The sequence below is a fragment of the Bradyrhizobium centrosematis genome, from assembly GCF_045571495.1.
Taxonomy (GTDB): Bacteria; Pseudomonadota; Alphaproteobacteria; order Rhizobiales; family Xanthobacteraceae; genus Bradyrhizobium; species Bradyrhizobium centrosematis.
In genome coordinates this window covers 2,279,943-2,304,982 of record NZ_CP120703.1, presented here as the reverse complement: position 1 = coordinate 2,304,982, position 25,040 = coordinate 2,279,943, and the positions used below count along the sequence as shown (strand labels likewise).

Here is a 25,040-nt window from a genome sequence, read left to right as displayed (position 1 = left end):
GCATCGCTTCTGACTCCAAACGTGACCGGCGCGCGGGTCGTCCGACCATCCAGTAAGTGCGCTTCACCAGACATCATCGACCGATCCGAACGGATCGGTCTTGCGGTTGTACGGAGCGATGAATGACGCGGGTATTGATCACGGGGGGTGCGGGCTTCATCGGGTCCCATGCGGCGGACGTGTTGCTTGCCGCCGGCTACGACGTGCGGCTTCTCGACAATCTCTCGCCGCAGGTTCACGGCGGCAACCGTCAGCGTCCGTCCTATCTCGCCGAGGACGCAGAACTCATCGTCGGTGACGTCACCGACGGTGGTGCCGTCGAGCGCGCCCTGCGCGGCGCCGATATGGTGCTGCATCTCGCGTCCGCCGTCGGCGTCGGCCAGAGCATGTACGACATCGAGCCCTATGTTCGCACGAACGAGCTCGGCACCGCCGTTCTCCTTCAAGCGTTGTCGAAGCGGCCGGTCGAACGGCTGGTCGTCGCTTCCTCCATGAGCATCTACGGCGAAGGCCTCTATCGCAGGTCGGATCAAAGCGTCGTTACCTGCGATGAGCGATCGTTCGAGCAGCTCCGTCGAGGAGAGTGGGAGTTGCGCGATACGGCCGGCCATCCGCTCGATCCCCTGCCTACGCCGGAGACAAAGCTGCCGTCGCTGAGCTCGGTCTATGCATTGAACAAATTCGCGCAGGAGCGCATGTGCCTGATCACGGGTAAGGCTTACGGCATCCCGACCATGGCGCTGCGGTTCTTCAACGTGTTCGGTCCCCGTCAAGCCCTGTCAAATCCCTATACCGGCGTGCTCGCCATTTTCGCGGCGCGGCTTCTCAACGGCCGGCCGCCGCTCGTGTTCGAGGACGGCGAGCAACGTCGCGACTTCGTTCACGTGCATGATGTTGCCCGTGCCTGCCGCATCGCGCTGGAAACGGAACATGCGCACGATGTCTTCAACGTCGGCTCGGGCCAAAGCCGGAGCATCCTGTCGGTCGCGGAGGATCTCGCCGACGTCATGGGACGCAGCGACATCGCGCCCGAGATCACGCGGAAATACCGCGCCGGCGATATCCGGCACTGTTTCGCGGATATCGGCAAATCGCGCGATCTCCTCGGCTTCGAGCCACATGTGGCTTTCAAGGATGGCCTCGAGGAGCTCGCGGACTATCTCGCAGACCAGATCGCCGACGATCAGGCCGAGCGGGCGACCCAGGAGCTGCTGCAACGAGGATTGGTTGCGTGATGAATGAGCGAGACAACAGGCCCGTCCTGATCACCGGCGGCTGCGGCTTCATCGGCTGCAATCTTGCCGACCGGCTGGCGGAACGCGGCGAGCGCGTCCTTGTGCTGGACAATCTGGCTCGCGCCGGCGTGCGCGAGAACGCGCAATGGCTGAAATCCAGACATGGCGACCGCGTCACCATCACGGTATCAGATATTCGCGAGCCGATCCCCGTGATCGACGCCGTGCGCGAGGCCCGCGCGGTGCTGCATCTGGCGGCCCAGGTCGCCGTCACCGACAGCGTGAGCGATCCGGCCACCGATTTCGAGATCAATGCACGCGGCACCCTGAACGTGCTCGAAGCGGTTCGGCTGCACAACAGCAGCGCGCCGGTGGTGTTCGCGTCCACCAACAAGGTCTATGGCCGCCTGATCGAGGACGGCGATATCGTGCTCACGGGCCGCCGTTACACGCCCACGAATGCCATGCTGGCGGACGGCATCTCCGAGAACGCGCCGCTGGACTTCTACAGTCCCTATGGCTGCTCCAAGGGGACCGCGGACCAATACGTCCACGACTATGCGCGGGTCTACGGGCTTCAGACCGTGGTGATGCGCATGAGCTGCATCTACGGGCCGCGTCAGTTCGGCACCGAGGACCAGGGCTGGATCGCACATTTCCTGCTGAGCGCGATCCGCGGCAAGCCGCTGACGATCTACGGTGACGGCTATCAAGTCCGCGACGCCTTGCATGTGTCGGATGCAGCCACGGCTTGGCTCGCGGTGCTCGACCGGATCGCGCTCGCGCGCGGGCGTGTCTTCAATCTTGGCGGCGGTCCGGCGAATGCGGTCAGCCTTCGCGAGCTCATCGACCACATCGCCGAACTGACGGGCCGCGAGATCGCTTATGGCTTTGCCGATTGGCGTCCGGGCGATCAGCCCTGGTACGTGACCGACACCCGTGCGCTGTCGACCGCACTTGGCTGGGCACCGCAGGTTTCGATTGCCGAGGGCCTTCGCTCGCTTCATGCCTGGCTCGACAGCCGCTTCGGAGCAACTCACGGCAGCCGCGAGGCCCTGGCATGAAGCGCGTCGCCCTGATCAATCCGAATTGGGATTTTGGCGGCAGCATCTATTTCGGGTGCCGCTCGCCTCACCTTCCGCTCGAGCTTGGGATCTCTGAGCACTATCTGAAAGCGGCCGGGCACCGGACGCTGCTGCTCGATGCGCACATGTTCGATCTGTCGCTCCGGGACATCGAGACGGAGCTACGCGCGTTCATGCCCGACCTGGTCGTCATCACGACAGCTCCGACCTATCTGTTCTGGCGTTGCGCGCCGCCCGAGCTGCGCGTTCCGCAGGAGCTTGCCCTGGCGGTACGCGATCTTGCACCAATCCTGGTCGCCGTCGGGCCGCACGGCTCGACGACGCCGCGCGCGGCCCTCAAGAAGCTCGGCGTCGACATCATCGTGATGGGCGAGTGCGAAGCATCCTTGCTGCGCCTGGCAAACGGAGAGCGCGATTTTCCCGGCCTGTGCTTTGCAGACGGTGCCTCGGTTCGCGTCAATGGTGGTCCGCAGGCGGTCGAGTTCAGGGATCAGCCGGCGCTTGTCTGGCCGGACGAGATGATCCGGCGGCATCATCACCATCATCACCGGTTCGAGGCCAAACCTGTCGGACCCGGAGCGGAGGTCGAGGCGTCGCGGGGCTGCCCCTATAACTGCACCTTCTGCGCCAAGGAGAACTTCCGCAACGCCTACCGCAAACGGCCGCCCGCGATCATTCTTGACGAGATTGATCGCCTGCGCGGGCAGGGCGTCGAATATGTCTATTTCATCGACGAGATCTTCCTTCCGAACGCCGAACTGCTGGAAGGGCTGAGCACGCGCGGGCTCAAGTTCGGCGTGCAGACCCGCATCGATCTTTGGAAGCCGGACATGCTCGCGCTGCTCGGCCGCGCCGGCTGCGTCTCGATCGAGGCCGGGGTCGAGAGCCTCACCGTCGAGGGACGCGCTGCACTCGCCAAGAACTGCAGGATGACCACCGACCAGCTCGCCGACCGGCTGGTCGAAGCCCGCCGGCACGTTCCCTTCGTGCAGGCCAATCTGATCGAGGTACCCGAGGACGACGATCCCGTGGTGCAACGCTGGCGCCGCAAGATGCAGGATGCGGGCATCTGGGCCAACGATCCGGTTCCGCTCTACCCCTATCCCGGCTCGCCAGACTACCGAAAGCTCTGGGGCGAGGCAGACGATTTCGCCTGGGAGCGTGCGCACCGGCACTATCTCAGAATGTTCGACCGGTTCAGCGACGTGCAGAACGACCGGCCAATCCCGCTCGACGCCCTCGAGCATCCGGTGGCACCATGAGCCGAGGAGCGGACATCAGGATCCTGATGACGACCGACACTGTCGGCGGCGTGTGGACCTTTTCCTGCGCCCTCGCCACCAGCCTTGCCGCGGCGGGCGCCGACGTCACTCTCGCGACGATGGGCCCACGCGCGCGCCGCGATCAGAGCGAGGCGCTGCGCGACTCCCGGATCTGCCTGATCGAAACCGACCTCGCCTTGGAGTGGCAGGATCCGGAAGGCCGCGACTTCCCCAACGCTGAACGCGTCCTCGCCGGCCTCGAAGCGAGGCTCAGGCCCGACATCGTCCACCTCAACAGTTTTCGGGAGGCGACGCTGTCGTGGCGGGTCCCGACGGTTCTCGTGGCACATTCCTGCGTCAACTCATGGGCGTTGGCCTGCCGGGATACGGCCTGGCTCGGCGCGCCCCGATGGACGCGATATACCGAACGCGTGGCCGCTGCGCTCAACAGCGCGCAGGCCTGGGTCTGCCCGAGCCGATCCTTCCACGACCAGGTCGTGGAGATCTATCATCCCCGCTCACCGGGAGCCGTGATCTGGAACGGAATTGCTGCCGGAGACCTTCCAAGCCGAAAGGGGGAGCTTATCTTCGCGGCGGGACGACTCTGGGACCGTGCCAAGAACATCGACGTCTTGGCGGCCGCCGCACCCGGTCTGGATTGGCCGGTCCAAGTCGCCGGACCCACTGACGCAGATCCATCCGCAGGCGTCACCTGGCTTGGACAATTGCCGCACAATGTCCTGCGCGGCCATCTTCAGCATGCGGCGATCTTCGTCAGCCCCGCTTTGTACGAGCCGTTCGGCCTCTCTGTTCTGGAAGCGGCTGCCGCCGGCTGCGCGCTCGTGCTCTCGGACATCCCGACATTCCGGGAATTGTGGAGCGGAGCTGCACGGTTCTTTGGTCCCGATGACAGCGAGTCCCTGCACAGAATCCTGGCCGAGCTCTGTGACGATGCCCCCGGTAGGGCACGCCTGCAACGCGCCGCCTATGAACAGTCCCTGAGCTATTCACAGGCGCGCACGACCAGCGCCTATCTCACGCTCTACGAAGAGCTGCTCGCCTCGAACTCCGTTCGACCGCCGTCCAGCCCGCTCGAGGTGCGCGCATGAAATGCGTCCTGTTCTACCACGCATTCACCTCCTGCTGGAACAATGGCAACGCGCATTTCCTGCGCGGCTATGCTCGCGAGCTGCATGCGCTCGGCCACGAGGTCGTGGTGTTCGAGCCTGTCGATGGCTGGAGCCGGCTGAATGCCATCCGAGAAAGCGGCAGTCAGGCACTGCAGACGATCAGCCAGCTCTTTCCAGGCGTTTCAATTCGTCGCTACGATGCTTCGCTCGATTTCGACGAGGCGCTGGATGGCGCCGATCTCGTCGTCGTGCACGAATGGAATTCGCCCGATGTGATCGAGAAGATCGGGTCCAGGCGCGCGCACGGCGCCACTTTCACGCTGCTGTTTCACGATACCCATCACCGCGCGATCACCGCGCCGGATGAGCTTGCGCAGTTCGACCTCGATGCGTTTGACGGCGTGCTCGCCTTCGGTGAGGTGCTTCGCCAGATTTACATGAAGCTCGGCTGGGCGGATCGTGCCTATACCTGGCACGAGGCCGCCGATACAGCCATGTATCACCCGTTGCCGCATGTCCAGCGTACCGACGACCTGGTCTGGATCGGCAATTGGGGCGATGGCGAACGCAGCGCCGAGCTCAATGAGTTTCTGGTCGAACCCGTTGCCGATTTGGGTTTGCGCGCGAGCGTGTATGGCGTTCGCTACTCCGACGTCGCGCTCCAGACCATCCGGGCGGCAGGTATCCGTCATGGCGGTTGGCTGCCGGCACACTGGGCGCCGGTCGCGTTCGCCGGAGCGCGCGCGACCGTGCACGTTCCGCGTGGCCCCTATGTGCGGTCGCTTCCGGGCATTCCCACCATCCGCGTGTTCGAGGCGCTCGCCTGCGGCATTCCCCTGATCTCGGCTCCCTGGTCCGACGCGGAAAGCCTGTTTCCGAACGGCGCTTATCTCCAGGTCGCCGACGGCGCAGAGATGAAGCGTGCGCTGCGTGCCGTGCTCGATGATCGCGAGCTGTCCGCCGCCATGGTGGCTACAGGGCTGCAAACGATCCAGGAGCGCCATACCTGCCGGCATCGCGCCCAAGAGCTTGTGAGCATCGTGGAGGGCATTCGTGCCTCCGAGACCTCATCTCAGCCTCTGCGTTACATCGGAGCCTCTGCATGAAGATCTGCTTCTTCGGATCAAGCCTCGTCTCGTCCTACTGGAACGGCGCCGCCACCTACTATCGCGGCATGCTCAAGCAGATTGCGGCGCTCGGACACGACATCACCTTCTTCGAGCCGGACGCTTTCGAGCGGCAAGCCCATCGCGATATCGCCGATCCCGACTGGGCCAGGGTCGTCGTTTACCCTGCGACCGCGGACGGCTGGCGCGGCGCGCTCGATGCCGCGGCGCGATCGGCCGACATGCTGGTCAAGGCGAGCGGCGTCAGCGTCTTCGATCGGGAGCTGGAACTCGCGCTGGCGGCCCTGCCATCCAGAGCCATGCGGATCTACTGGGATGTCGATGCTCCCGCCACGCTCGAAGCCATGGCAAGCGATCCAGAACATCATCTGCGGCGCGCCGTTTCTTGCTATGACATGGTCCTGACCTATGGCGGCGGCGACGTCGTCGTATCGGCCTATCGCGCGATGGGCGCACGGGATTGCGTGCCGATCTACAACGCGCTCGACCCCGAGACGCATTTCCCGTCTCCGGCCAAGCCGGAGTTCGCCTGCGATCTCAGCCTGCTGGCCAATCGCCTGCCCGATCGCGAGAAGCGCGTCGAACACTTCTTCCTCGAGGTCGCGCGTGAGCTGCCGGACAAATCGTTCGTCCTCGGCGGTTCCGGCTGGGAGAACAAGGATACGGCGCGGAACACCCGCAAGATCGGGCATGTCGGCACCGGTGAGCACAACGCATTCTTCGGCTCCGGCCTGGCGACCCTGAATGTCAATCGCGACAGCATGGCCCGCTACGGTTTCTCGCCGCCGACGCGAGTGTTCGAGGCGATCGGGGCCGGCGCCTGCCTGATCACCGATCAATGGGACGGCATCGACCACTTCCTTGATCCGGATCGCGAGGTGCTGGTGGCCGCGAGCGGAGCCGAGGTGGCCAGCCATCTGCGCACTCTCAGCCCCGATCGGGCCGCCGCGATCGCGAAGCGCGCCCGCGCGCGCATTCTCAGCCAACACACCTATCGGCACCGTGCCCGCCAGTTCAACGATCTTTTTGTCGGAAGCAGCTCGCGCATCGAGGCAGCAGAATGAAACTGAGCATTGTCGTCGTCGGTCTTTCGGTCACATCGTCCTGGGGCAATGGTCATGCCACGACCTATCGCGCCCTGATCGAGGCCCTCGCGCGACGAGGCCACCGCGTCACGTTCCTTGAACGCGACGTCGCCTGGTATCGCGAGCATCGCGATCTCACCAAGCCGTCTTCGTGGACTGTCGAGCTCTATCAGTCGCCGAGGGACGTTCCTCGCCGCTTCGGCAAGCTGATCCGAGATGCCGACCTCGTCATCATCGGCTCTTATGTGCCCGACGGCGTCGCCATCTCCGAATGGATCACGAGCCAGGCACGGGGAATCACCGCCTTCTATGACATCGACACGCCCGTGACGCTGGCGAAGCTCGACCAGGGCCTCGACTATCTCTCGCCGACGATGATCCCTCGTTTCGACCTCTATCTTTCATTTGCCGGCGGCCCTGTGCCGGACATGATCGAAGAGCGCTACGGCAGCCCGATGGCGCGGGTGCTCTATTGCAGCGCCGATGCCGACTCCTACAAGCCGCAACAGGCGCAGACGACATGGGCGCTCGGTTATCTCGGGACCTATAGCGAGGACCGGCAGCCCGTCCTCGAACAATTGCTGCTGGCTCCAGCGCGTACGCTGCCATCGGAGCAGTTCGCGGTTGCAGGAGCGCAATACCCCGCGGATATCGTCTGGCCGGCCAATGTCACGCGGATCGAGCATCTCGCGCCGAAGCAGCATCCGCAGTTCTACACGGAACAGCGGTTTGCGCTGAACGCCACCCGCGCCGACATGCGTGCTCTTGGCTTTTCGCCGAGCGTCCGGCTGTTCGAAGCGGCCGCCTGCGGCACGCCCGTGATCTCGGATCAATGGCCCGGCATCGAAACCGTCTTCGAGCCGTCGCGGGAAATCCTTCTGGCCTCAACCCCGCGCGATGTCATCGAGATCCTGCGCGACATGCCCGAGGAGCGTCGACGCGCCATCGCGGAGAGCGCACGCCGGCGCGTTCTCGCTGATCACACCGCCAGTCACCGAGCCCGCCAGCTGGAGGGTTACTACGCCGAAGCAACCGCGCGCCGTCGGCGCAAATCCGCGCGTCTTCTCGGCGGCCGTCCGGTTCAGGTCGCACAACTCCAAGAGAGCTTGCCATGACACTTCAGTCCCGCATTCCCACGCTCCGCCGTTCGTCGACCGTGCTCATCACCGGCGGCGCCGGGTTCATCGGCTCTCATCTCTGCGATTCGCTCCTGCAGCGCGGCAACGCCGTCATCTGCCTCGACAATCTCTTCACGGGCAGCATCGATAATATCAGGCCGCTCCTCAATCATCCGAACTTCCGCTTCATCGAGCATGACGTGCGGGATGAGATCGAGATCGACGGGGAGATCGACCGTATCTACAGCCTCGCCTGCCCAGCTTCGCCCCGGCATTATCAGAAGGATCCCGTCGGCACGATGAAGACGTGCGTGCTCGGCACGATCAATACGCTGGAGCTCGCACGCCGGAAAGGTGCTCGCGTCCTGCAAGCCTCCACCAGCGAGGTTTACGGCGACCCGGAGGTGCATCCGCAACCGGAAGCCTATCTCGGCAACGTCAACCCGATCGGTCCACGCGCCTGCTATGACGAAGGCAAGCGCGCCGCAGAGACGCTCATGTTCGACTACCACCGCACACACCGGACCGAGATCAAGGTCGCGCGCATCTTCAACACCTATGGTCCGCGCATGCTGGAGAACGATGGCCGTGTCGTCTCCAATTTCATCGTGCAGGCCCTGCGCGGTGAACCGATCACGATCTATGGCGGCGGTACGCAAACGAGAAGCTTCTGCTTCGTCGACGATCTCGTGAGAGGCCTCCAGTTGCTGATGGAAAGCCCCTCATCGGTGACAGGTCCCTGCAACCTCGGCAACCCGCACGAGGTTGCAATCGAAGCAATTGCTCGAGAGGTCTTGACATACACGGAGTCAACCTCGCCGCTGCGCTTCGAGGCGCTACCGAAGGACGATCCGAAGCGTCGCAAGCCGGTCATCGACACCGCCGCGCGACTGCTCGGATGGCGCCCGCGCGTGGCGCTGAAGGATGGTCTCCAAGCCACAATCGCCTATTTCGCGTTGCGCATCGCAGGTGAGTCGCCAACGCTTGTGCCGGCCATTGCATCGAGCCGGTCTCGGCATGCGGTAAGGAGCCGGCTGAAGGTCACTGATCCGCCAGATCGCGTCTAGAAACAATCTGAAACAAAATTCTTCGCCATTTGGCCCGAATCTTGGACAAACAAATGGCATGGCCATCCCCAGTCCCAACATCCTGGTCGTCGAGGACGACCGCGAAACCCGGACGCTGATTGCGAAATACCTGCGCAACAACGCCTGCAACGTCACCGCCGTGAGCGACGGCCGCGAGATGTCGCGCGCGATGGCCGACCACCGCGTCGATCTCATCATCCTCGATGTCATGCTGCCCGGCGAAGACGGCTTCAGCCTCTGCCGGAAGGTGCGTTCGGAAGCGCAGACGCCGATCATCATGCTGACCGCGCGCGGCGAGGACATCGACCGCATCGTCGGTCTCGAGATGGGCGCGGACGACTATCTGCCCAAACCTTTCAACCCGCGCGAGTTGCTCGCCCGCATCAACGCGGTGCTGCGCCGTCAGGCCGCCGCGCAAGCGGCGAGCGCGGTCCAAGGCGCTAGCACGCTTGCCTTCGAAGGCTGGCGCATCGATCTGCGCCTGCGCGAATTGCGCAATCCCGACGGCGCGCGCGTCGCGGTGACCAGCGCCGAGTTCGACCTGCTCAGGGCGTTCTGCGAGCGGCCCGGCCGCGTGCTGTCGCGCGACAGCCTGCTCGACCTCACGCAGGGCCGCAACGCCGGCTCGTTCGAGCGCTCCATCGACGTGCTGGTCAGCCGCATCCGCCGCAAGATCGAGCCCAATCCGGCCGATCCCACCATCATCAAGACGGTGCGCTCCGGCGGCTACCTGTTCACGCCGAGAACCGAAGCAGTGAGCACGCAAGCGACCGCGGCGGTCTTGAGCGGATGACATGTGGCTTTTGGGATTCTTCCATCTCAGGAGCATTAGCGGACAGATCGCCGCGCTCGTAGAGTTCCGATCCTCGCACTACATCTCATCACCACCGCGGGATTTCTGATCACGCAGCCAGATCACTTCAAATAACTCGCAAGATTCAGGCTCAAGATCTTCCCGAGAGCAGAATAGGACGCCGTGAGTTGCGTCTGGTAAGTCGAAAGCTGCGCCGTGATGGCGGCGACGTCGACGCTGGTCAGGTCATTCGACAAGGTCTCCGCATAACTCTTGTAGTCGGCCTGGCGAGAGCTTGCAGTCTCGATCGAGGACGACGAACTCGACAGCTTTGCCTGCACGGCAGCGGTGTCGTCGAGCGCGGTGCTGGCGAGGTCGAGCGCGCTGGTGATGTCCGAAGACGACAGCGTGGTGCTGTTGGCGACGAATTTCAGCACGCGCATAACTTCTTCGAACGCCGAATGATCGGCGGTGACGCCGTATGACACGGTTTCGTCGGCAGCGACCCGTACAGAAGCGATCTCGTTGTCGCCATTGTAATAGCTGGTGTCCGCGGTCGTTGTCGAACCGGTTCCGGACGAAAAGCTCGTGAGATCGACCGGTGCAGTGTCCGTCTTGCCCCCGGCGAAGACGTACTGGCCGTCATATTGCGTATTCATCAGCGAGCCCATCTGCTCCAGCATCTGCTGGGCGGAGCTGATCACCGAATTCACCTCGGTCGAGCTCCCCGTCGAGGCCGCGCTGAGCTGGGAGCGGAGCTGAGTGAGGATGTCGGTGACCGAACCCACCGCCGAATACATCACCTGGACCTTGCTGTCGGCGAGCGTAGCGGCGTCGATATAGGACTGCGCACGCGTCACCGAGACCTGGAGATTGACCACATGCTGCGCGTCCGAGCCGTAGCCGCCGAAATCGGTCGAGACCACACCCGTCGATTCCTGGATCTGCTTGTTGGCCATCACCGACTCCACCCGCATCGCGTCGGCTATCATCCTGTTCGACTGGGCGAAGGTGGCAACCCGCATCGCGACCATCGGCGCGCCCTCTTACGTCGACTGCACGGCGGTGAGCAGCGCCGAATACATCGAGTTGATGGCCTGTATCAGGGCCGAAGCCGCCGAATATTTGTTCTGGAGCGTGCTCAGATTGGCGGATTCCTCGTCGAGGTTGACGCCAGACTGCGACGCCAACGAGTTCGCATATGTCGACTGCGCAGTCTCCTTGTCAGTGTAATCTGTGGACGCCCGCGAGGCCTTGCTCGCCACATCGGACACGATAGCCGAGGCGTAGTCGGCGAGCGATCCCGTAGTGGCCGCAAGGCCGCCGGTCGGCACAAAGCTCCGCGAATCCGTCAGGGCATCGTAGAAGGCATTGACCGTGGTAGCGGATCCCGACGACAGCACCGTGCTGCCGACCGTCAGGCTCGAAGACGAATCCAGGGTCGCGAGCTGCAGCTCGTTCGTCCCGGACAGGATCTTGCTGTTGACAGCAATGTCCGAGGCACTCGTTCCAGTCACCAGATCGTTGAGGCCGAAATACTGGGAAAATCCCTCGCCCGAGCCGCCGACTGAGCTCGTCATCTCGTTGACGGCGACGCCGTTGCCAGAGCCAGTCGCCGTGATCGAGAGATGGCCGTCCGCGTCGACCGAGGCGGACAGGCCCGAGATGCCGTTGATGGCGGTGACGAGGTCGCCGACCGTGGCATAGGACGACAGATCGAGATCGCTGTAGGAGACCAGATTGCCGCTCTGGTCGGTGACGGCAAGGCGCACCGTGCCGGTGGACGACAGCGCCGTGCCGCTGGTGACTGACGTCGTGCCGGTCAGGCTCGTCGGCGCCGGCACGGAGGAGGCGCTGTTCGAGACGCTGTTCATCGCCGAGGCAAGCTGCTGCGCAAGCTGGTCGAGCTGCGACTGCGCGTCCGGCAGCGTGTCGTCGCGAAGTGTGATCAGCGCCCCGATGTCTCCGCCTGATATCTGGGAGGTGATGTCGACGCCGTTCACGGTGATGGCGCTGAAACCACTCGACGAGGAGCCCACTGTATAGGTCGTTGCCGCCGTCACATTGGCCGAGGCGGTGGAGCTGATCGTGTGCGCGGAGGAGTCTACCAGCGCCTGGCCCGACGTGGTGTAGATCTGGAGATCGCCATTCGACGCCGTGAAATAGCTGACGTTCATCTTCGAGGCGACGTCCTGCAGCGCGGTATTGCGCTGGTCCTCCAGGTCCGCTGTCGACTGGCCCGCCGCCGCGGTCTGCTTGATCTGGGCGTTCAGATCCGCGATCTGCTGCAGGTCCGTGTTGACGTCATCAATCGAGGACGCGATGTCCTGGTCGGCATCTGACCGCAGCTTCTGGATCCCGCTCGATGTCTCCCGCAGCTGGCTTGCGACGTCGTCGAGCGCGCTGACGACGTTGGACTGCAGCGAGGCGCTGCTCGGCGTGCTCGCCAGCGACGACAGCGCCGATTCCAACGATGCGATGCTGTTGGCGAGCGACGTTCCGGATGACGAATCGTTGCTGCTGCTGATCGAGCCGTAGAGCTTCTGCAGCGACGTGAGATAGGTGTTGGTGGTATCGGCCGCGCCGAGAGCGGAATCCGCACCGACCAGCGACTTCAGCAGTAGCTTGTCGACGGTGGAGCTGATCCCCGTCACCGTGACTCCAGTACCGACACCATTGGTGACGCTGCTCGACTGGTTTGCGGACTTCCTGGTATAGCCCGTCGTGTCGGCGTTCGAGATGTTCGACGACGTCACACTGATCTGCACGGACGTCGCCGACAGCCCGCTGAAAGCGATCGATCGTGCGATATCGAGTGACACGGCGAGCCCCCACGAACCGTCAAGCGCTGCGGCTGGTGCCGCTGGATACGGCACGGGCGGCGGCGACGCGACCGGAGGCGCCATAGGGCGACACCGCAGCGATCTGCTCGCGGATCGCCTGCATGACCGCCTCGATCCGGCGGTTGCTTGCCTCGATCGCGGCGCGCAGCCGCACCAGGTTCTCGTCCATCGCCGCACGCAGCTTCAGAATCTTGTCCATCAGCTGTTCGCGCAGGATGCGGTCGCGCACGTGGAGGCTGGTCGTGCCGGCCGCGCATTCGGCAACGATCCGCTCGAACATCTCCGCCAGGTGGTTCTTTTCGTCGACCTGCTTCAAGCGCGAGGCCGGCAGGCCCCTGGCGAGTTCGGCATTCTCCTCGGCGACCAGCGCGGTCAGCGTGTCGATCAGCGCGATCAGCGACTTGACGCGGGTATCGCCATTCGCGGCGTTCGTCATCTTGGCGGGGGCTACACTCATGGTCATCGCCTTCTTCTAATTATGCCGTTTGCCGAGCTGGACTTGGGAGTTGCGCAAGTAAGCGCCGATTGCGCTCGCCCTGACGGTTGCCTGCCTCATCTCGCCCTCGATCTCCGCACATTCCCGCAGGAGACCGCAGCGTGTCGTTTCGACGTCGTCGAGCAGCGCGAGCAGTTGCTTGCGATCACGGCCTTTGAGAGTCGCGGCCCGAGCCAGCAGCCGCTGCATCCGGCGCAACAGCGCTTCGCCGGCCGCGCTTGCCTTTTCACCGGGCATCGCTCACCTCATCGCCGAGATCAGGGTGTCGTACATCTTGTTGACGGTGGAGATGACCTGGGACGCAGCGGAATAGGCCTGCTGCGCCGAGATCATGCTCGAGAACTGGCTGGAGGTATCGGTGGTCGAGGATTCCAGCTCGCTGCCGTAGATCGTCCCCGCGCCGTTCTCGCCGGAGCCCTGCAAGGAGGCATTCCCCGACGTAACGGTCGCCGAATAGAGTCCGTTGCTGGAAGCGGCGAGCCCGTTGGGATCGGCGAAGGTCGCAACCGCGATCTTGTAGATCGCAATGGTCTGCCCGTTGGAATAGGTCGCGTTGACGAGGCCGTCATCGGCGATCGAGATGCTGGACAGCTTGCCATAGGAGAGGCCGTCCGAATCGATGCTGGTGACGTTGACCGACGGTGTCGTCTCGCCCGAAGCATATTGCGTCAGGCCATCGGTACCGCCGACCGTTCCGAGGTCCATCGTGATGGCGCTGTTGGCCGCGCCGTCGGTCCAGCCGGTGATCGAGACCGTCGCCGGGTCCGGACTGGTGCTGGCCAGCGAGCCGTCGCTGTTGAAGGTGATGTCGATGGTGCCTGACGCTGTGCCCGTCGCCGTCGTAGTGTCCGACGAGGATGTCGGATTGGCGAAGCTCGCGCTCCAGGCGTTGGTGCCGGTCTTGGTCCAGGTGATCTGCATCGTATTTGCAGCACCGAGAGAGTCATACACCGTCATCGAGCTGGTATAGGTGTCGCCGGTGGCAGCATCCGACGGCAGGTTTGCCGCGATCGTGGTCTTGGTGGTGGCGCTGCCGCTGGTGGAGGCTATCTGGGTGTTGATGGCCTCCAGATCGCTTGCCGACTCGCTGCCGATGACGTTGCCGTCCGCGTCGGTCCGCCAACCTTCGAGGTAGCTGCCGTTGTTCTCGAGATAGCCGGCATTATTGATCGTGAAGGCGCCGTTGCGGGTATAGGACGTGATGCCGCCGGTCGTGGCGCTGGTCACGACGAAGAAGCCCGAGCCCTGGATCGCGACATCGGTGGCGTTGGAGGTCGCGGCGAGCAGGCCCTGCTGAGTGATGTTGGAGCGACCCGAGACGGTGACGCCGCCCGATGCGTAGGAGGTGGTGTTGCTCGATGCCGTTACGAGCGCGTCGAACATCGCCGACGTCGTCTTATAGCCGGTCGTATCGGAATTGGCGATGTTGTCGCTGATCATCGACAGGGACTGGCTCTGCGCACTGAGCGCCGAGATCGCCGAGGACAATGCACCGGTGAGACTCATGATCAAGCTCCAGAGAAAATCGAAAATCAGGACGTAACGCCGAGGATGTTGGCTGCGCTGATCGCGACGCCGTTCACCGTGAGAGAGGGCGTGGAGGTCGAGGTGTCGATGCCGGTCACCGTCCCGCTCACGGTCGTGTAGTTGAGGACCGAGCTACCGGCGGAGTTCGTCGCGGTCACCGAGATGGTGTACTGGCCGCCGTCCGCGAGCTGGTTGCCGTTGGAATCCTTGCCGTCCCAGGTGAAGCTGTTGGAGCCGGAATTGCCGGTGCCGGTGCCGGTGTAGACGACATTGCCGGAGGAGTCCGAGATGCTGATCGAGACGTCGGAGGCGGCCGAGGACAGCGAGTAGCCGTAGGTCGCCGAGCCGTTGCTCAAGGTCGACGTGTCGCCCTTCGCCTCGACGGTGTGGCCGATATAGTTCACCGAGTTGAGCGTCACGAGGCTCGAGAACGAGCTCGCCAGCGACGACATGTTGGAGTTGATCGACTCCTGCTGGGTGAAATTGGCGTAGGAGGTGAGCTGATTGATGAAGTCGGTGGTCGAGGTCGCGTTCAGTGGATCCTGGTTCTGGAGCTCGCTGACGAGCAGGCTGAGAAAGTCGCTCGACGTCAGCGACGAGCTCGATGATGTGCTCGACGACGATGTCGTCGTGGTCGCGGTGGTCGTGGAACTCACGGCGGAAACGGTCATCAGAAACTCCGCTTTCGTGCGCGGTCGGCGACCCGATGTCGGTCGCGGCGCTTGAAATCTGTGTGCTGATGAAACGCGTGGGCGCGCGGATTCAGGCGAGGATTCACGCGCGCGAAAATGGCTTTCGACAGGGCAGAATCTGCCGTGTGCGCATCTTGAGAGAGCGATGAGTTGAAGCGGATCTGACGCGGCACCGGCGGTGCGCTCTCTCGCCCTGCCTGCGGGGAGAGGGTTGGAGTGAGGGAAGTCTCCGCGAGACGGTGAATGCTGGGTTCAGCGGAGGATCCGCTCTCCCGAATTGCATCTTTGATGCAACGCGAACTCTTCCCGCAAGCGGGGCGAGGTGAAGGAAGCGACGGTTCAGAGCGGAGCCGTTCAGCTCTCGGTCGTCTCGCCTTCCGTGCGCGGCTCGGCCGCGTCGCTCTTCATGTTTGCGGCCGCCGCGACGATGCGATCCGCGAGGCCCTTGGGCGCGCGGACCGGGGGTGTAGCGAGCGCCTGGCGCAAGGCGCGCGCTTCCTCCAGCAGGGCCTGCGCGGCGGAGGACTGCGCCAGCAGCGCTTCGGCCGGCAAACGCCGGTCGTCGGGCCAGAGGGAAAGGTCCTCGCCCAGCCGATCGATCAGTTCCTCAAACTCGGTGACGTCCATCGCCCGCCGATCCCACCTCGGTCAGGCCGTCATAGAGCATTGCAAGGGCTCCGGAAACCGGATTTCGGCGGCTTCGTGCGCCAAATGTGCCCGCAGCAATACGGAAAGCGGTGGAAACGGCCGACCGTTCCGGCGCCCGCTCTCCCCTCCGCGTCGCGGAGGGGCAGCCGGCTTCAGCCCTTGCGGGCCGAATCGGCTGGCGCCAGCTTGCCGCTCCGCACGGTCGTATCGACGAATTCCCAGGCTTCCCGCAGCTCGGTCAGCCCGGCAATGATGCGGCCGAAACTTTCGCGAGCGTGCGGACGGCCATAGGCCTTGTGGCTCGCCAGGATCACCGCGTTGTAGGTCTGGAACAGCCGCTCCGCCACGTCGCCGCCTTTGGCGAAATCGAGGTTGTGGCTGAGCCCGCGCAGGATCGCAGTCGCCTTCATCAAGTCGTCGTGCCCTTCCTCGAAGCGCATTGCCTCCTGGGCGGCGAGCGATTTCTGCAGGAACGTGATCGTGCCGCCAAGCAGTATCGAGACCGCCTTGAGCGGCGGCACGGTCGTCGCCGTCCCCCGATAGGCCTGGCTGGCCATGTACGCCGTCGGATTATGCATCATCAATTACTCGAGCTGGAATTGAGCAAGGCTTTGAGATAGTCGAGCGTGCTGTTGGCACTCTCGATCGCGGCCTGGTACTTGGCGTATTGCGTCTGAAGCTGCGACTGCAGCGTCGAAGCCGCGGTGTTGATGTCGTCGACCTTCTGCTGAAGCTCGTCATCGCGATTCGTCAGGCTGGTGATCTGTGTTTGCAGCGCGCCTGATGACGACGAATAGTTCTTCGCGATCTGATAGATCTGCGATGCAATGCCGGTGGTCGAGGTGACCGTGATCGACTGCGACGTCGAGCCGCTATAGGTGAAGGCCATGCCAGCATAGATCGAGCCGGCCGCGCCGATGATGGTGGTACCGCTGACAGTGAACAGCGAGGAATCGCCGCCGACCGAGGCGGAGGTGAGATTGCCATCGGAATCGACGGTGAGATCCAGCGTGAAGGATTGCGGCGAGGTCCCGGTGTTGACGACGCTGAGCTGGCTCGACGACGTCGTGGTCTGCGCCGACAACAGCTTGGTCACGCCGCTCAGATTGGTGCTCAGGATCTCCGACAGCGTCGAGGTATCGAGCTCGAGCTCGTTATTCTCGTTGAAGGACAGGCCGAGATCGGCCATGGTCATGTCGCCCACGGTGCTGTTCAGGGCGTTCTGCAGCGCATCCATGATGTTGCGCATGGTTCCGTCGCCGAACAGGACCGCGCTCGAGTCGGCCGTGCCGTCGGTTGCAGTCGCCTGCTGGGCAATGACCTCATCGCGAAAGGCATTGTAGTTGGTGACGAACGTCTCCAGCGCCGATTCGATCTGGCTGGTATCGGTCTCGATGCCGACGTTCAGCGAGGTTCCGTCCGGCGTTGCCTGGAGCAGGCTGAAGGTGACCCCGCTCAGGACGTCGGAGATGTCGTTGGTGTCGCGGGTCATCGAGATGCCGTCGAGCGTGAACTCGGCCGATTGCGCTTCCTGGATGACGTTGGCGAAGCTGCCCGAGCTGTCGGTCACGCCGAGCTCGTTCATGATGTCGTCGCCGGAGGTGCTGGAATAGGTGATATCGGCGGCATCCGCGGTGCCGGTCAGCACCATCTGGTACGACGTGCTGGACACCTGCACGATGGAGGCCTGGACGTTGATCGTCGAGGTCTGGGCGTTGATGGCGTCGACGACGTCCTGCAGCGACATCGTGCTGGTGACCGTGATGTCAGACGTAGCACCGCCTGAAAGGCCGATGGAAAACGTGCCGGAATAGCCGAGCTCGTCGGTCTGGCTCGATTGCGCGGTGCTGGACACCTTGTGCGCGGTCGCGAGCTGACCGATCGTCAGCGTATGGTCGCCGGTCGCGGCCCCGTTCTTGATCGTCATGGAGAGCGCCGAAGAGGCACTCACATCCCCGCTCGAACTGATGCTCGCCGAGCGCGTTGCGAACGCGCTGGTAGAGAGCGAGTTGACCACGGCCGTCGAAAGCGACGACAGACCCGAATACAGCGTCTGCAGATCGGTCTGCAGGGTCTGATAGGCCGAGATCTTGGCCTCGTTGTTGGTGATCGTGGTCGAGATCGTGTCCGCCTGCGCGGTCTTGGCGTCGACGGCGGACTGGATCAGCGCGGACCAGTCGATGCTGCTCGAATTGGTCGTCCCGGTTGTGGTGACGGTGACGCCGGCACTTGCGCTGCTGCTGGTTGAACTGACGCTGGTCACTTTGCCTGACTATCCCTGGCAGAGAGGCGGCCGGCATCATGCCGGCCGCCCGGATCGTTATCAGCCCAGCAGCTTGAGCAGGTACTGCGGCATCTGGTTCGCCGCGGCCAGCGCCGACACGGCGGCCTGGGTCTTCACTTCCGCGGAGGAGAGCTTGGACTGCTCGGCCGCGATGTCGACGTCCTCGATCGCCGAATTGGCGGACTGCAGGTTCTGGGTCTGGGTCGAGATCGAGTCGGCGCTGAAGTTGAAGCGCGATTCCTGGGCGCCGATGCTGGCGCGAGCCGCGGAGACGGTGTCGATCGCAGTATCCAGCGTGGTCAGCGCCGAAGTCGCGTCCGACAGCGTGCTGACGTCGAGCGAGGAGACGCCGAGCGAGGATGCGGTGAGACTTGTGAGCGTGATCGTGATGGTGTCCGAGCCGGACGAGCCGACCAGCACCGAAACGCCGGATGCGAACACGCTGGAGCCGTCCAGCAGGCTCTGGCTGGAATAGCGGGTCCCGGAGGCGATCGAATCGATTTCGCTCGTGAGCTGCGTGAATTCCGAGTTGATGTAGGCGCGGCTGGAGTCGGTCGTGGTGCCCGAGGCCGACTCGGAGGCCAGCGACTTCATGCGGGCGAGAATGTCGGAGATATTCGAGGCGCCGCCGTCCGCGGTCTGCAGGATCGCGGTCGCCTGCGAAGCGTTGGTCGCGGCCTGCTGCAGCGTGGTGACGTCCGAGGAGATGCGGGTGGAGATCGCAAGGCCGGCGGCGTCGTCGGACGCGGAGGTGATACGCGAGCCGCTCGACAGTTTCGAGAGCGAGCTGGTCTCCTGCGACGAATTGATGTTGAGGTAGCGAACCGCAGAGTTGGCGGCGGTATTGGTATTGATTGCGGGCATTGGAAGCTCCTGTGCTGATGGGCAGGCGTGCCGCATCGTTGAAACCGACTTACGACGACGCGGACCGCAGCCCCGTCCGTTCGCTCAAACGGCGGAGCGCATGAAGATCAGGCGCGAAAATTTTCGCTGGCCGAGTTTTATGGTTAGCAGTCGGTAAACGCGGTGCGGATGTCGCGCTCGTGCTTGCGCAAGAGCTGGCGCAGTTGCTGGCGCCCGCGCTTGAGTAACGACTCCACTGCGGCAACCGTCGTGTCCATCACCTGGGCAATCTCGCCGTTGCTCATGTTCTCGTGGTACGAGAAGATCACCGCGATGCGCTGCTGCTCGGGCAGACGCTGCATCGCGAGCTCAAGCATGTCGTTCAGCTCGTTGCGCTCGATGATCTCGACGGCTCCGGGCTGACCGTCGGCGACTTCCGGCACCGTGTCGACATTCTCGTTGCGCGGCTTGCGACGCAGATCGATGCAGCGGTTGGAGATGACGCGGTAGAGCCAGGTCGAGAACTTGGCGCGTCCGTGCTGCCAGCGGCCGCGATGGCTCCAGACCTTGAGCATCGTGTCCTGCACCACGTCTTCGGCGTCCGCCGCGTTGCCTACGATGCGCAGGGCGATCGCATAGGCACGATCGATGTGACGTTCGACCAGCATGCGGAACGCCGCTTCGTCGTCGGCAGCGAGCCTGTCCAGCAGTTCGCTGTCTTCGTCGAACCAAACATCGCCGGCCACGGGCGCGCTGTCCGGCGCGAGCGGCACTGACGGCGCGACCTGTACGATCGCATCGACCGGCGCCGTCTTCGTGATCTCGGCCTCGGCGGGAGACCAGACATCAGCAGCGTAACTCATCCCGCAACCTCCAACCCGCAATGCCGGAGGCGCACATGCCACACGGCTTCCAGGCGTTGAACGCGGGGCCAAAACAATCCAGGCGGAGATTTTTTGTTGTTTTTCAAGATGTTAACCGGTATCTTTTGCCGAGCGTCGGGCAATATTTGCCGACCGCGCGGCCTTCGCGCGCTTCAAACCCGCAATCATCACATCGTCTCGCGCCATGGCGGATCATCCATCCTGAACAGATGCACTCGGGAGAAAACGTTGAAGTTACGCGGCACTACGTGATCAAGCGCGAGGCGCGCGATGCGCATCAAGAAGCGATTGTTTCCGAGTGTGAATAAACGCGAGACAGCTTCTGCACTCGGCAATTCTTGCCGAATCACCTTTTTCGAACCTAGCGATTTTTTTGAATCTGTCAGTCGCGACGAACGCGATTTTGAATCGCGCGTGAAATTTTTTTGCGCTTGTGGCGCCTGACTCCGCAAATGCGCTCGTTAATCATGCTGGTGACGGGGATTTGCAGCATGAAGATCGCAACGGCCGGTGCGGAGCGCCGTGCGCAAATTGTTTCTGCTTGGTCATTCGATGTTTTCGATACGTTTCTACTTCGTGCCTGCACGACGCCGAATGGCGTGTTTGAAAGGACTTACGAGCTATCCGGCATTTCAAGATCATCTTGTCCTAATGTTTCAGAGAGTTTCGTTCAGCATCGTATCCAGGCTGAATCGCGCGCGCGCCGAGCCGCTAAGGAGAAGCGCGCCGGATGCGAAGTGCACATCTCCGAGATCTATTCCTTCTTTCCGTTCAGGATGTTCGGCCTTACGCGCAGCGATCTGAATCATCTGGTCGAATCGGAATTCGCCGCAGAGCTCGAGCTCTGCCGCGCCAATACCGACATGATCAGGCAATATCTCGACATGAAACGTGCCGGCCATCGCGTCGGCTTCATCTCCGACACGTATTGGGATTCGGATCGGTTGGCGCGGCTGCTGCGGGCTTGCCGTCCCGAGCTCACATGGGATTTCCTCTATGCGTCCTGCGATCACGGCAGCAGCAAGAGCGAAGCGCTGTTCGCCAAATATCTCTCCGAGCAGGGGATCGATGCCGGCGCGTCCTTTCACGTCGGCGACAACGAGACGGCCGACATCAAGGGCGCGAAGCGCCACGGCATCCGACCGCGCTATTATCCGCAGACGACGGCGCAGCTCGCCTCCAGATTCCAGCGCGAGACGACGTTGTTCGAGCTGCTCTGCACGGGCGCGCCATCGCGGCTCGATCACGGTGCGCGAACGCTGCGGCGCATGGTTGCCGCTCGCGGCGCCGAGAAATCTCCGGCCTTCCACCTCGGTCTGACCGTGCTTGGCCCGGTGATGACGGCCTACGATGCGTTCGTGGCGCGGCGCTGCGAGGACGTTTCCGGCCCCGGCCGGCAGGTCGCCCTCGGCTTTCTCGGGCGCGACGGGTTTCTGTCGCATCGCGTCTGGCAAGATCTGCACGGGATGACCTCGGCCTATCTCGAGATCAACCGCCGCGTCAGCCTGATCGCATCCGCCGACACGATGCAGCCGATCGTCGACCTTCTCGGCAAGGTCTTCAAGATCGACGGGCCGACCTTCGGTGACATCATAAAGATCATGCCGCCGAAGGTCGCGGCCTTCTTTGCCGGCCGTCCCGGCGGCATCGCCACCGGCGAGGAGCTCGCCGAGGCGCTTCCCGGACTGATGGATCCGCCGGAGATCGTCGCGCTCGCCGCCGGCTTGCGCGCCCGGCTGCTCGCCTATCTTCGGAACGCCATTCCCGGCTTCGACGAATGTACCGACCTCGTGCTCGCCGATCTTGGCTATTCCGGTAGCGTTCAGAAGGCGCTCCGTCGCGTGTTCGACATCGAGGGCATCAATATCCGGCTCCATGGCGCCTACCTGATATCGCTCGACGACGCCTTCGATGACATCGCCGATCAGGACAGCGCCGAAGGATTCATCTCGGACCTCGTGGTCACGCCCCACGTCAAGCGCATGCTCATCCGCAACGTCGCGCTGCTCGAGCAAATCTGCTGCTCGGCTGACGGGTCGGTGTGCGACTATCATGGCGGCGAAGTCCTGCGCGAGATAAATCCACGGCCAGCGGACCAGATCGCACTCGCCGCCGAGATCCAGGCCGGGGTCCTCGCCTTTGCCAAGAGTGCCGAGGACGTCGCGCTGGACTTCTGCCTTGATCCCTATGCCGATGCGGCGGTCGCGGCGCGCTGGTGCGCGGCCACACTGACCCGCCTGTTGCTGCTGCCGGATCACGACGAGCTAACATTGCTCGGCGGATTGAAGCACGACGTCAATCTCGGCACGCATGCGCTGGCACCGATGATCGACGGCGATTTCATCCGCCGCCAGATCACCGCGCGCGGCCTCTCCGCCGCCTGCACCGCCCTAGCGCCGCCGATGTGGCTGGCGGGCAGCTTTGCGCAGCTATCGCCATCCCACGCCTATCTCTATGCGCTGTTCGGCGCCAACCGCCTGCCGGCCGACGTCTTCGAGGAAACCTCCGCCGGTTCGGCTCAGGTTGGATTGTTTCGGGCAAGCGGCGAAGCGACGCTGGAGACGGTGGCCATCCGTCGTACCGGCCTCGGCGAACTGCGCGTCCGCATTCCGGTCTCCCGCACGATGGGTGTCAGCATGATCGCCCTGCCACTGCCCAAATTCGCCGCCGAAGGTCTCCTGCATGACGTGACCATCCAGAGCGCCGACGACATCCGCGGCGCCGCCAACAGCCAGGACGTGGTCGGCATCGCGGCTGAGAGCCTGGTCTTCGCCGGGATTCGGCGGAACGGCTACCATTATTGCGCCGAAAGCGAGGATGGCTGCCTGCTGATCCCGATCGCCCCCATGACTGAGAATGTCGCGATCTATTCCGTGGCCATTACGCCATTGCGCGCCCATCCCAAATAGTCCGCCTGATTGCACCGCCGCGACCGTTGAAGTCCAAGGGCCGAGATCGGGGGTACGGAATTGACGGACGAGACGCGCGAAATCCTTGATCAGCTGTCGCAATCCGACGGCGTGAGGCTCGGCCGGACCCAGCGCGACCGCCTCGACTGGCTGGTCAGGCAGTACGGCGCGCCGATTTGCGATTTCAGCCAGGGCCGGCGGGCCGGCGTCATCATCCTCAAGGAGCCGCCAAGCGGCGCGGCCGCCGAGCTGTTCTACGGCTCGCTGACGCCCGGCTGCGCCGTCGTCATTCCCAGAGGCGAGAACCCCGGCTTCGACTTCCTCAAGTCGAAGCTGACGGAGTTCGGCACTGTCGGCCCCTGCGGCGCGGACGGACCGCACGAGATGTGGTGGGGCGGCATCGGCTGGTCGAAATTCCTCTCCGCCCCCGATTCATCAACCCTGCGGCCGCGGATCGTCTCCTGCTATCCGCGCGGCGGCGATGCAACCGCGGCCTTCGCGCTCCGGCATTCGCTCGAACGGTTCGACCTCGCCTGCCACATCGAGCCGGTCGAAGCCCAGCTCGGCGACCGCATCCTCTGCTTCGAAAAGGCCGAGTTCATGATGCGGATGTGGAACAAATATCGCGAGCCGCTGCTGTTCGTCGAATCCGGCGCGGTGCTGCGCGAGGCGCCGCTGCTGCCGTCCTTCCTCGGGTGCGACCTGGCCTTGCACAAGTGGAATGGCTGGGAGATGTCGGCGCGCACGCTCTATCTCGGCCGCACCAAAGCTGCGGAGATGATGCTGCGCACGTGGCAGCAACTCGCCGCGTCCTATCCTGCGGTCTGGGAGGGCTATCTGCTCGACCAGGCCTGGAGCCTGACATCTTCCCAAATGCCTCTCGACACTGTCTGGCTGCCGCGCTCCTACCACGCGCTGAAGGGTGACCTCGGCGCGATGCGTGCCACGATCCTGCACGATCAGCAGACGACGACGCTGGAGCTCGGTCCCGATCCCGGCTTTGCCGGCATCGCACGCGCAGCCCGCCGCGCCGGACGTACCGGCGCTCGCGACGCCTTCATGGTCATGACCTCGAAAGCCGAGACCGGCACCGGCATCGCCGTGATCCTGCGCGACGTCTCGGCCTGTGATGCCGGCGCGGTCGCTGCGACCGTGGAAGCCGTGACGGGCGCCTATGCCGCCAATTGCGGCGGCTACGGCCGGCTCGAATTGTCCCTCTGCGCTTGGCAGGACGACGTCGGCGCCGCCCGCGAAGCCGCCGCCCGGGCGCGTTACCGCATCCTGGAGATCGCGCCGGGACAGCGCATTGCCGACGACTTCTTTGCGACCCACGGCTCCGACGAAGCGCTCATGACCACTCGCCACCTCTTCTCCTGACGGACACCTCACGATGCTCAAGACCATCATCCTGCTCACCGACACCGTGCAACAGCAGCCGCCGCTGGCCAATCTGCTCCGCGAGCACAATCGCGGACTCACCTTCTGCTCGGCGCTGCGCGCGTCCGACCTCGGCGCGATCGAAGCCGACGTGCTGGGCGAGGCTCGGCTGGTGTCATTTGCCGCCGACGTCGCCGTCCCGGAAAGATTCCTGCTCCGGCTCGGCTATGGTGCCTACAAATTCTACGTCGCGCCGACGCAATATCCGGGCTTGCCGCCGGGGGCCGACGAGTGGGACGAGGATCCGCGCTGCTATTCCGTGATCGCGCAGTCGATGATGATCTGGCCGGAGTTCAAGAAGGTGGTCGGCCTGGAGACCGTGACGATTCCTGACGGCACCGTTGCTGCCGAGCGCGAGCGGATGGTGTTCTCTCGCCTTGCGTACCTGTTCTGGCACATGTCGGGCATGATCGCCGGCGAGGCCACCGATCTCCCCGGCATCATCTCGTGCAGTGAAGGCCGGCGTCCGGCGCTCGCGATGATGAACTAAGGGCCGTCATGGCCTGAACTGCCGTCGAGCTCTGCCACGGCCAAAGAGCGCTTTGCTTTCGCAG

At 63.8% G+C, this 25,040-nt stretch carries 24 protein-coding genes; 13 read left to right on the top strand and 11 right to left on the bottom strand.

Going from position 1 to position 25,040, the window contains the following annotated elements:
• Positions 1-122 precede the first annotated feature (122 nt).
• The 9 genes from P6U31_RS10985 to P6U31_RS10945 are packed head-to-tail and all read left to right on the top strand — an operon-like array spanning position 123 to position 9,923.
• Positions 123-1,235, top strand: coding sequence for an NAD-dependent epimerase/dehydratase family protein (locus P6U31_RS10985; RefSeq protein WP_407188291.1), 1,113 nt, complete (start codon positions 123-125; stop codon positions 1,233-1,235).
• Complete coding sequence (locus P6U31_RS10980; protein ID WP_407188289.1) at positions 1,235-2,299, top strand: NAD-dependent epimerase/dehydratase family protein; 1,065 nt, start codon at positions 1,235-1,237, stop codon at positions 2,297-2,299. Before P6U31_RS10985 ends, P6U31_RS10980 begins: the two co-directional genes overlap by 1 nt.
• Positions 2,296-3,582 (top strand): TIGR04295 family B12-binding domain-containing radical SAM protein, encoded by a 1,287-nt coding sequence (locus tag P6U31_RS10975; RefSeq protein WP_407188288.1) that lies wholly within the window; start codon positions 2,296-2,298, stop codon positions 3,580-3,582. The genes P6U31_RS10980 and P6U31_RS10975 overlap by 4 nt, the downstream gene beginning before the upstream one ends.
• A complete protein-coding gene (locus tag P6U31_RS10970) occupies positions 3,579-4,691 on the top strand; it encodes a glycosyltransferase family 4 protein (protein ID WP_407188287.1) in 1,113 nt (370 codons plus the stop codon). Before P6U31_RS10975 ends, P6U31_RS10970 begins: the two co-directional genes overlap by 4 nt.
• Positions 4,688-5,818 (top strand): glycosyltransferase, encoded by a 1,131-nt coding sequence (locus P6U31_RS10965; protein ID WP_407188286.1) that lies wholly within the window; start codon positions 4,688-4,690, stop codon positions 5,816-5,818. The genes P6U31_RS10970 and P6U31_RS10965 overlap by 4 nt, the downstream gene beginning before the upstream one ends.
• Positions 5,815-6,903 (top strand): glycosyltransferase, encoded by a 1,089-nt coding sequence (locus P6U31_RS10960; RefSeq protein WP_407188284.1) that lies wholly within the window; start codon positions 5,815-5,817, stop codon positions 6,901-6,903. The genes P6U31_RS10965 and P6U31_RS10960 overlap by 4 nt, the downstream gene beginning before the upstream one ends.
• Complete coding sequence (locus P6U31_RS10955; protein WP_407188283.1) at positions 6,900-8,039, top strand: glycosyltransferase; 1,140 nt, start codon at positions 6,900-6,902, stop codon at positions 8,037-8,039. Before P6U31_RS10960 ends, P6U31_RS10955 begins: the two co-directional genes overlap by 4 nt.
• Positions 8,036-9,109 (top strand): UDP-glucuronic acid decarboxylase family protein, encoded by a 1,074-nt coding sequence (locus tag P6U31_RS10950; RefSeq protein ID WP_407188281.1) that lies wholly within the window; start codon positions 8,036-8,038, stop codon positions 9,107-9,109. Before P6U31_RS10955 ends, P6U31_RS10950 begins: the two co-directional genes overlap by 4 nt.
• Before the next feature lie 58 nt (positions 9,110-9,167).
• Positions 9,168-9,923, top strand: coding sequence for a response regulator (locus P6U31_RS10945; protein ID WP_407188280.1), 756 nt, complete (start codon positions 9,168-9,170; stop codon positions 9,921-9,923).
• A 122-nt stretch (positions 9,924-10,045) separates the two neighbouring features.
• Here P6U31_RS10945 and P6U31_RS10940 read toward each other — a convergent pair whose 3' ends face one another.
• The 11 genes from P6U31_RS10940 to P6U31_RS10890 form a co-directional block, all read right to left on the bottom strand.
• Positions 10,046-10,957: a flagellin gene (locus P6U31_RS10940; RefSeq protein WP_407188278.1), complete on the bottom strand. Its 912-nt coding sequence runs from the start codon at positions 10,955-10,957 to the stop codon at positions 10,046-10,048.
• 12 nt (positions 10,958-10,969) lie between these two features.
• Positions 10,970-12,745: a flagellar hook-associated protein FlgK gene (gene flgK, locus P6U31_RS10935; RefSeq protein ID WP_407188277.1), complete on the bottom strand. Its 1,776-nt coding sequence runs from the start codon at positions 12,743-12,745 to the stop codon at positions 10,970-10,972.
• Between the two features lie 19 nt (positions 12,746-12,764).
• Complete coding sequence (locus P6U31_RS10930) at positions 12,765-13,229, bottom strand: flagellar protein FlgN (RefSeq protein WP_407188275.1); 465 nt, start codon at positions 13,227-13,229, stop codon at positions 12,765-12,767.
• Positions 13,230-13,238: 9 nt separating this feature from the next.
• Positions 13,239-13,499 (bottom strand): hypothetical protein, encoded by a 261-nt coding sequence (locus P6U31_RS10925; protein ID WP_407188274.1) that lies wholly within the window; start codon positions 13,497-13,499, stop codon positions 13,239-13,241.
• A gap of 3 nt (positions 13,500-13,502) precedes the next feature.
• Positions 13,503-14,768: a flagellar hook protein FlgE gene (flgE, locus tag P6U31_RS10920; protein ID WP_407188273.1), complete on the bottom strand. Its 1,266-nt coding sequence runs from the start codon at positions 14,766-14,768 to the stop codon at positions 13,503-13,505.
• Positions 14,769-14,794: 26 nt separating this feature from the next.
• Positions 14,795-15,460 (bottom strand): flagellar hook assembly protein FlgD, encoded by a 666-nt coding sequence (locus P6U31_RS10915; protein ID WP_407188272.1) that lies wholly within the window; start codon positions 15,458-15,460, stop codon positions 14,795-14,797.
• A gap of 375 nt (positions 15,461-15,835) precedes the next feature.
• Positions 15,836-16,108, bottom strand: coding sequence for a hypothetical protein (locus tag P6U31_RS10910; protein WP_407188270.1), 273 nt, complete (start codon positions 16,106-16,108; stop codon positions 15,836-15,838).
• 173 nt (positions 16,109-16,281) lie between these two features.
• Positions 16,282-16,710 (bottom strand): flagellar export chaperone FliS, encoded by a 429-nt coding sequence (gene fliS, locus P6U31_RS10905; protein ID WP_407188268.1) that lies wholly within the window; start codon positions 16,708-16,710, stop codon positions 16,282-16,284.
• On the bottom strand, positions 16,710-18,392 hold the full coding sequence (fliD, locus tag P6U31_RS10900) for a flagellar filament capping protein FliD (RefSeq protein ID WP_407188266.1): 1,683 nt from the start codon (positions 18,390-18,392) through the stop codon (positions 16,710-16,712). The genes fliS and fliD overlap by 1 nt, the downstream gene beginning before the upstream one ends.
• Positions 18,393-18,452: 60 nt before the next feature.
• Positions 18,453-19,277, bottom strand: a complete 825-nt coding sequence (locus P6U31_RS10895; protein ID WP_407188264.1) for a flagellin — start codon at positions 19,275-19,277, stop codon at positions 18,453-18,455.
• 143 nt (positions 19,278-19,420) lie between these two features.
• A complete protein-coding gene (locus tag P6U31_RS10890) occupies positions 19,421-20,119 on the bottom strand; it encodes an RNA polymerase sigma factor (protein WP_407188263.1) in 699 nt (232 codons plus the stop codon).
• A gap of 35 nt (positions 20,120-20,154) precedes the next feature.
• Between P6U31_RS10890 and P6U31_RS10885 the strand changes: the two genes are divergently transcribed.
• From P6U31_RS10885 to P6U31_RS10870, 4 genes are all read left to right on the top strand, one after another.
• The gene (locus tag P6U31_RS10885; protein WP_407188262.1) at positions 20,155-20,448 is read left to right on the top strand and encodes a hypothetical protein; all 294 of its coding nucleotides are present in this window, start codon (positions 20,155-20,157) and stop codon (positions 20,446-20,448) included.
• A 429-nt stretch (positions 20,449-20,877) separates the two neighbouring features.
• Positions 20,878-23,049, top strand: coding sequence for a hypothetical protein (locus P6U31_RS10880; RefSeq protein WP_407188261.1), 2,172 nt, complete (start codon positions 20,878-20,880; stop codon positions 23,047-23,049).
• 60 nt (positions 23,050-23,109) lie between these two features.
• A complete protein-coding gene (locus P6U31_RS10875) occupies positions 23,110-24,426 on the top strand; it encodes a hypothetical protein (protein WP_407188260.1) in 1,317 nt (438 codons plus the stop codon).
• A 13-nt stretch (positions 24,427-24,439) separates the two neighbouring features.
• Positions 24,440-24,976: a hypothetical protein gene (locus P6U31_RS10870; RefSeq protein WP_407188258.1), complete on the top strand. Its 537-nt coding sequence runs from the start codon at positions 24,440-24,442 to the stop codon at positions 24,974-24,976.
• Positions 24,977-25,040 lie beyond the last annotated feature (64 nt).

Coding starts and splice junctions, on each gene's coding strand:
- P6U31_RS10985 (WP_407188291.1), top strand. CDS start 123: ATGACGCGGGTATTGATCACGGGGGGTGCGGGCTTCATCGGGTCCCAT.
- P6U31_RS10980 (WP_407188289.1), top strand. CDS start 1,235: ATGAATGAGCGAGACAACAGGCCCGTCCTGATCACCGGCGGCTGCGGC.
- P6U31_RS10975 (WP_407188288.1), top strand. CDS start 2,296: ATGAAGCGCGTCGCCCTGATCAATCCGAATTGGGATTTTGGCGGCAGC.
- P6U31_RS10970 (WP_407188287.1), top strand. CDS start 3,579: ATGAGCCGAGGAGCGGACATCAGGATCCTGATGACGACCGACACTGTC.
- P6U31_RS10965 (WP_407188286.1), top strand. CDS start 4,688: ATGAAATGCGTCCTGTTCTACCACGCATTCACCTCCTGCTGGAACAAT.
- P6U31_RS10960 (WP_407188284.1), top strand. CDS start 5,815: ATGAAGATCTGCTTCTTCGGATCAAGCCTCGTCTCGTCCTACTGGAAC.
- P6U31_RS10955 (WP_407188283.1), top strand. CDS start 6,900: ATGAAACTGAGCATTGTCGTCGTCGGTCTTTCGGTCACATCGTCCTGG.
- P6U31_RS10950 (WP_407188281.1), top strand. CDS start 8,036: ATGACACTTCAGTCCCGCATTCCCACGCTCCGCCGTTCGTCGACCGTG.
- P6U31_RS10945 (WP_407188280.1), top strand. CDS start 9,168: ATGGCCATCCCCAGTCCCAACATCCTGGTCGTCGAGGACGACCGCGAA.
- P6U31_RS10940 (WP_407188278.1), bottom strand. CDS start 10,957: ATGGTCGCGATGCGGGTTGCCACCTTCGCCCAGTCGAACAGGATGATA.
- P6U31_RS10930 (WP_407188275.1), bottom strand. CDS start 13,229: ATGACCATGAGTGTAGCCCCCGCCAAGATGACGAACGCCGCGAATGGC.
- P6U31_RS10925 (WP_407188274.1), bottom strand. CDS start 13,499: ATGCCCGGTGAAAAGGCAAGCGCGGCCGGCGAAGCGCTGTTGCGCCGG.
- flgE (WP_407188273.1), bottom strand. CDS start 14,768: ATGAGTCTCACCGGTGCATTGTCCTCGGCGATCTCGGCGCTCAGTGCG.
- P6U31_RS10915 (WP_407188272.1), bottom strand. CDS start 15,460: ATGACCGTTTCCGCCGTGAGTTCCACGACCACCGCGACCACGACGACA.
- P6U31_RS10910 (WP_407188270.1), bottom strand. CDS start 16,108: ATGGACGTCACCGAGTTTGAGGAACTGATCGATCGGCTGGGCGAGGAC.
- fliS (WP_407188268.1), bottom strand. CDS start 16,710: ATGATGCATAATCCGACGGCGTACATGGCCAGCCAGGCCTATCGGGGG.
- P6U31_RS10895 (WP_407188264.1), bottom strand. CDS start 19,277: ATGCCCGCAATCAATACCAATACCGCCGCCAACTCTGCGGTTCGCTAC.
- P6U31_RS10890 (WP_407188263.1), bottom strand. CDS start 20,119: ATGAGTTACGCTGCTGATGTCTGGTCTCCCGCCGAGGCCGAGATCACG.
- P6U31_RS10885 (WP_407188262.1), top strand. CDS start 20,155: ATGCCACACGGCTTCCAGGCGTTGAACGCGGGGCCAAAACAATCCAGG.
- P6U31_RS10870 (WP_407188258.1), top strand. CDS start 24,440: ATGCTCAAGACCATCATCCTGCTCACCGACACCGTGCAACAGCAGCCG.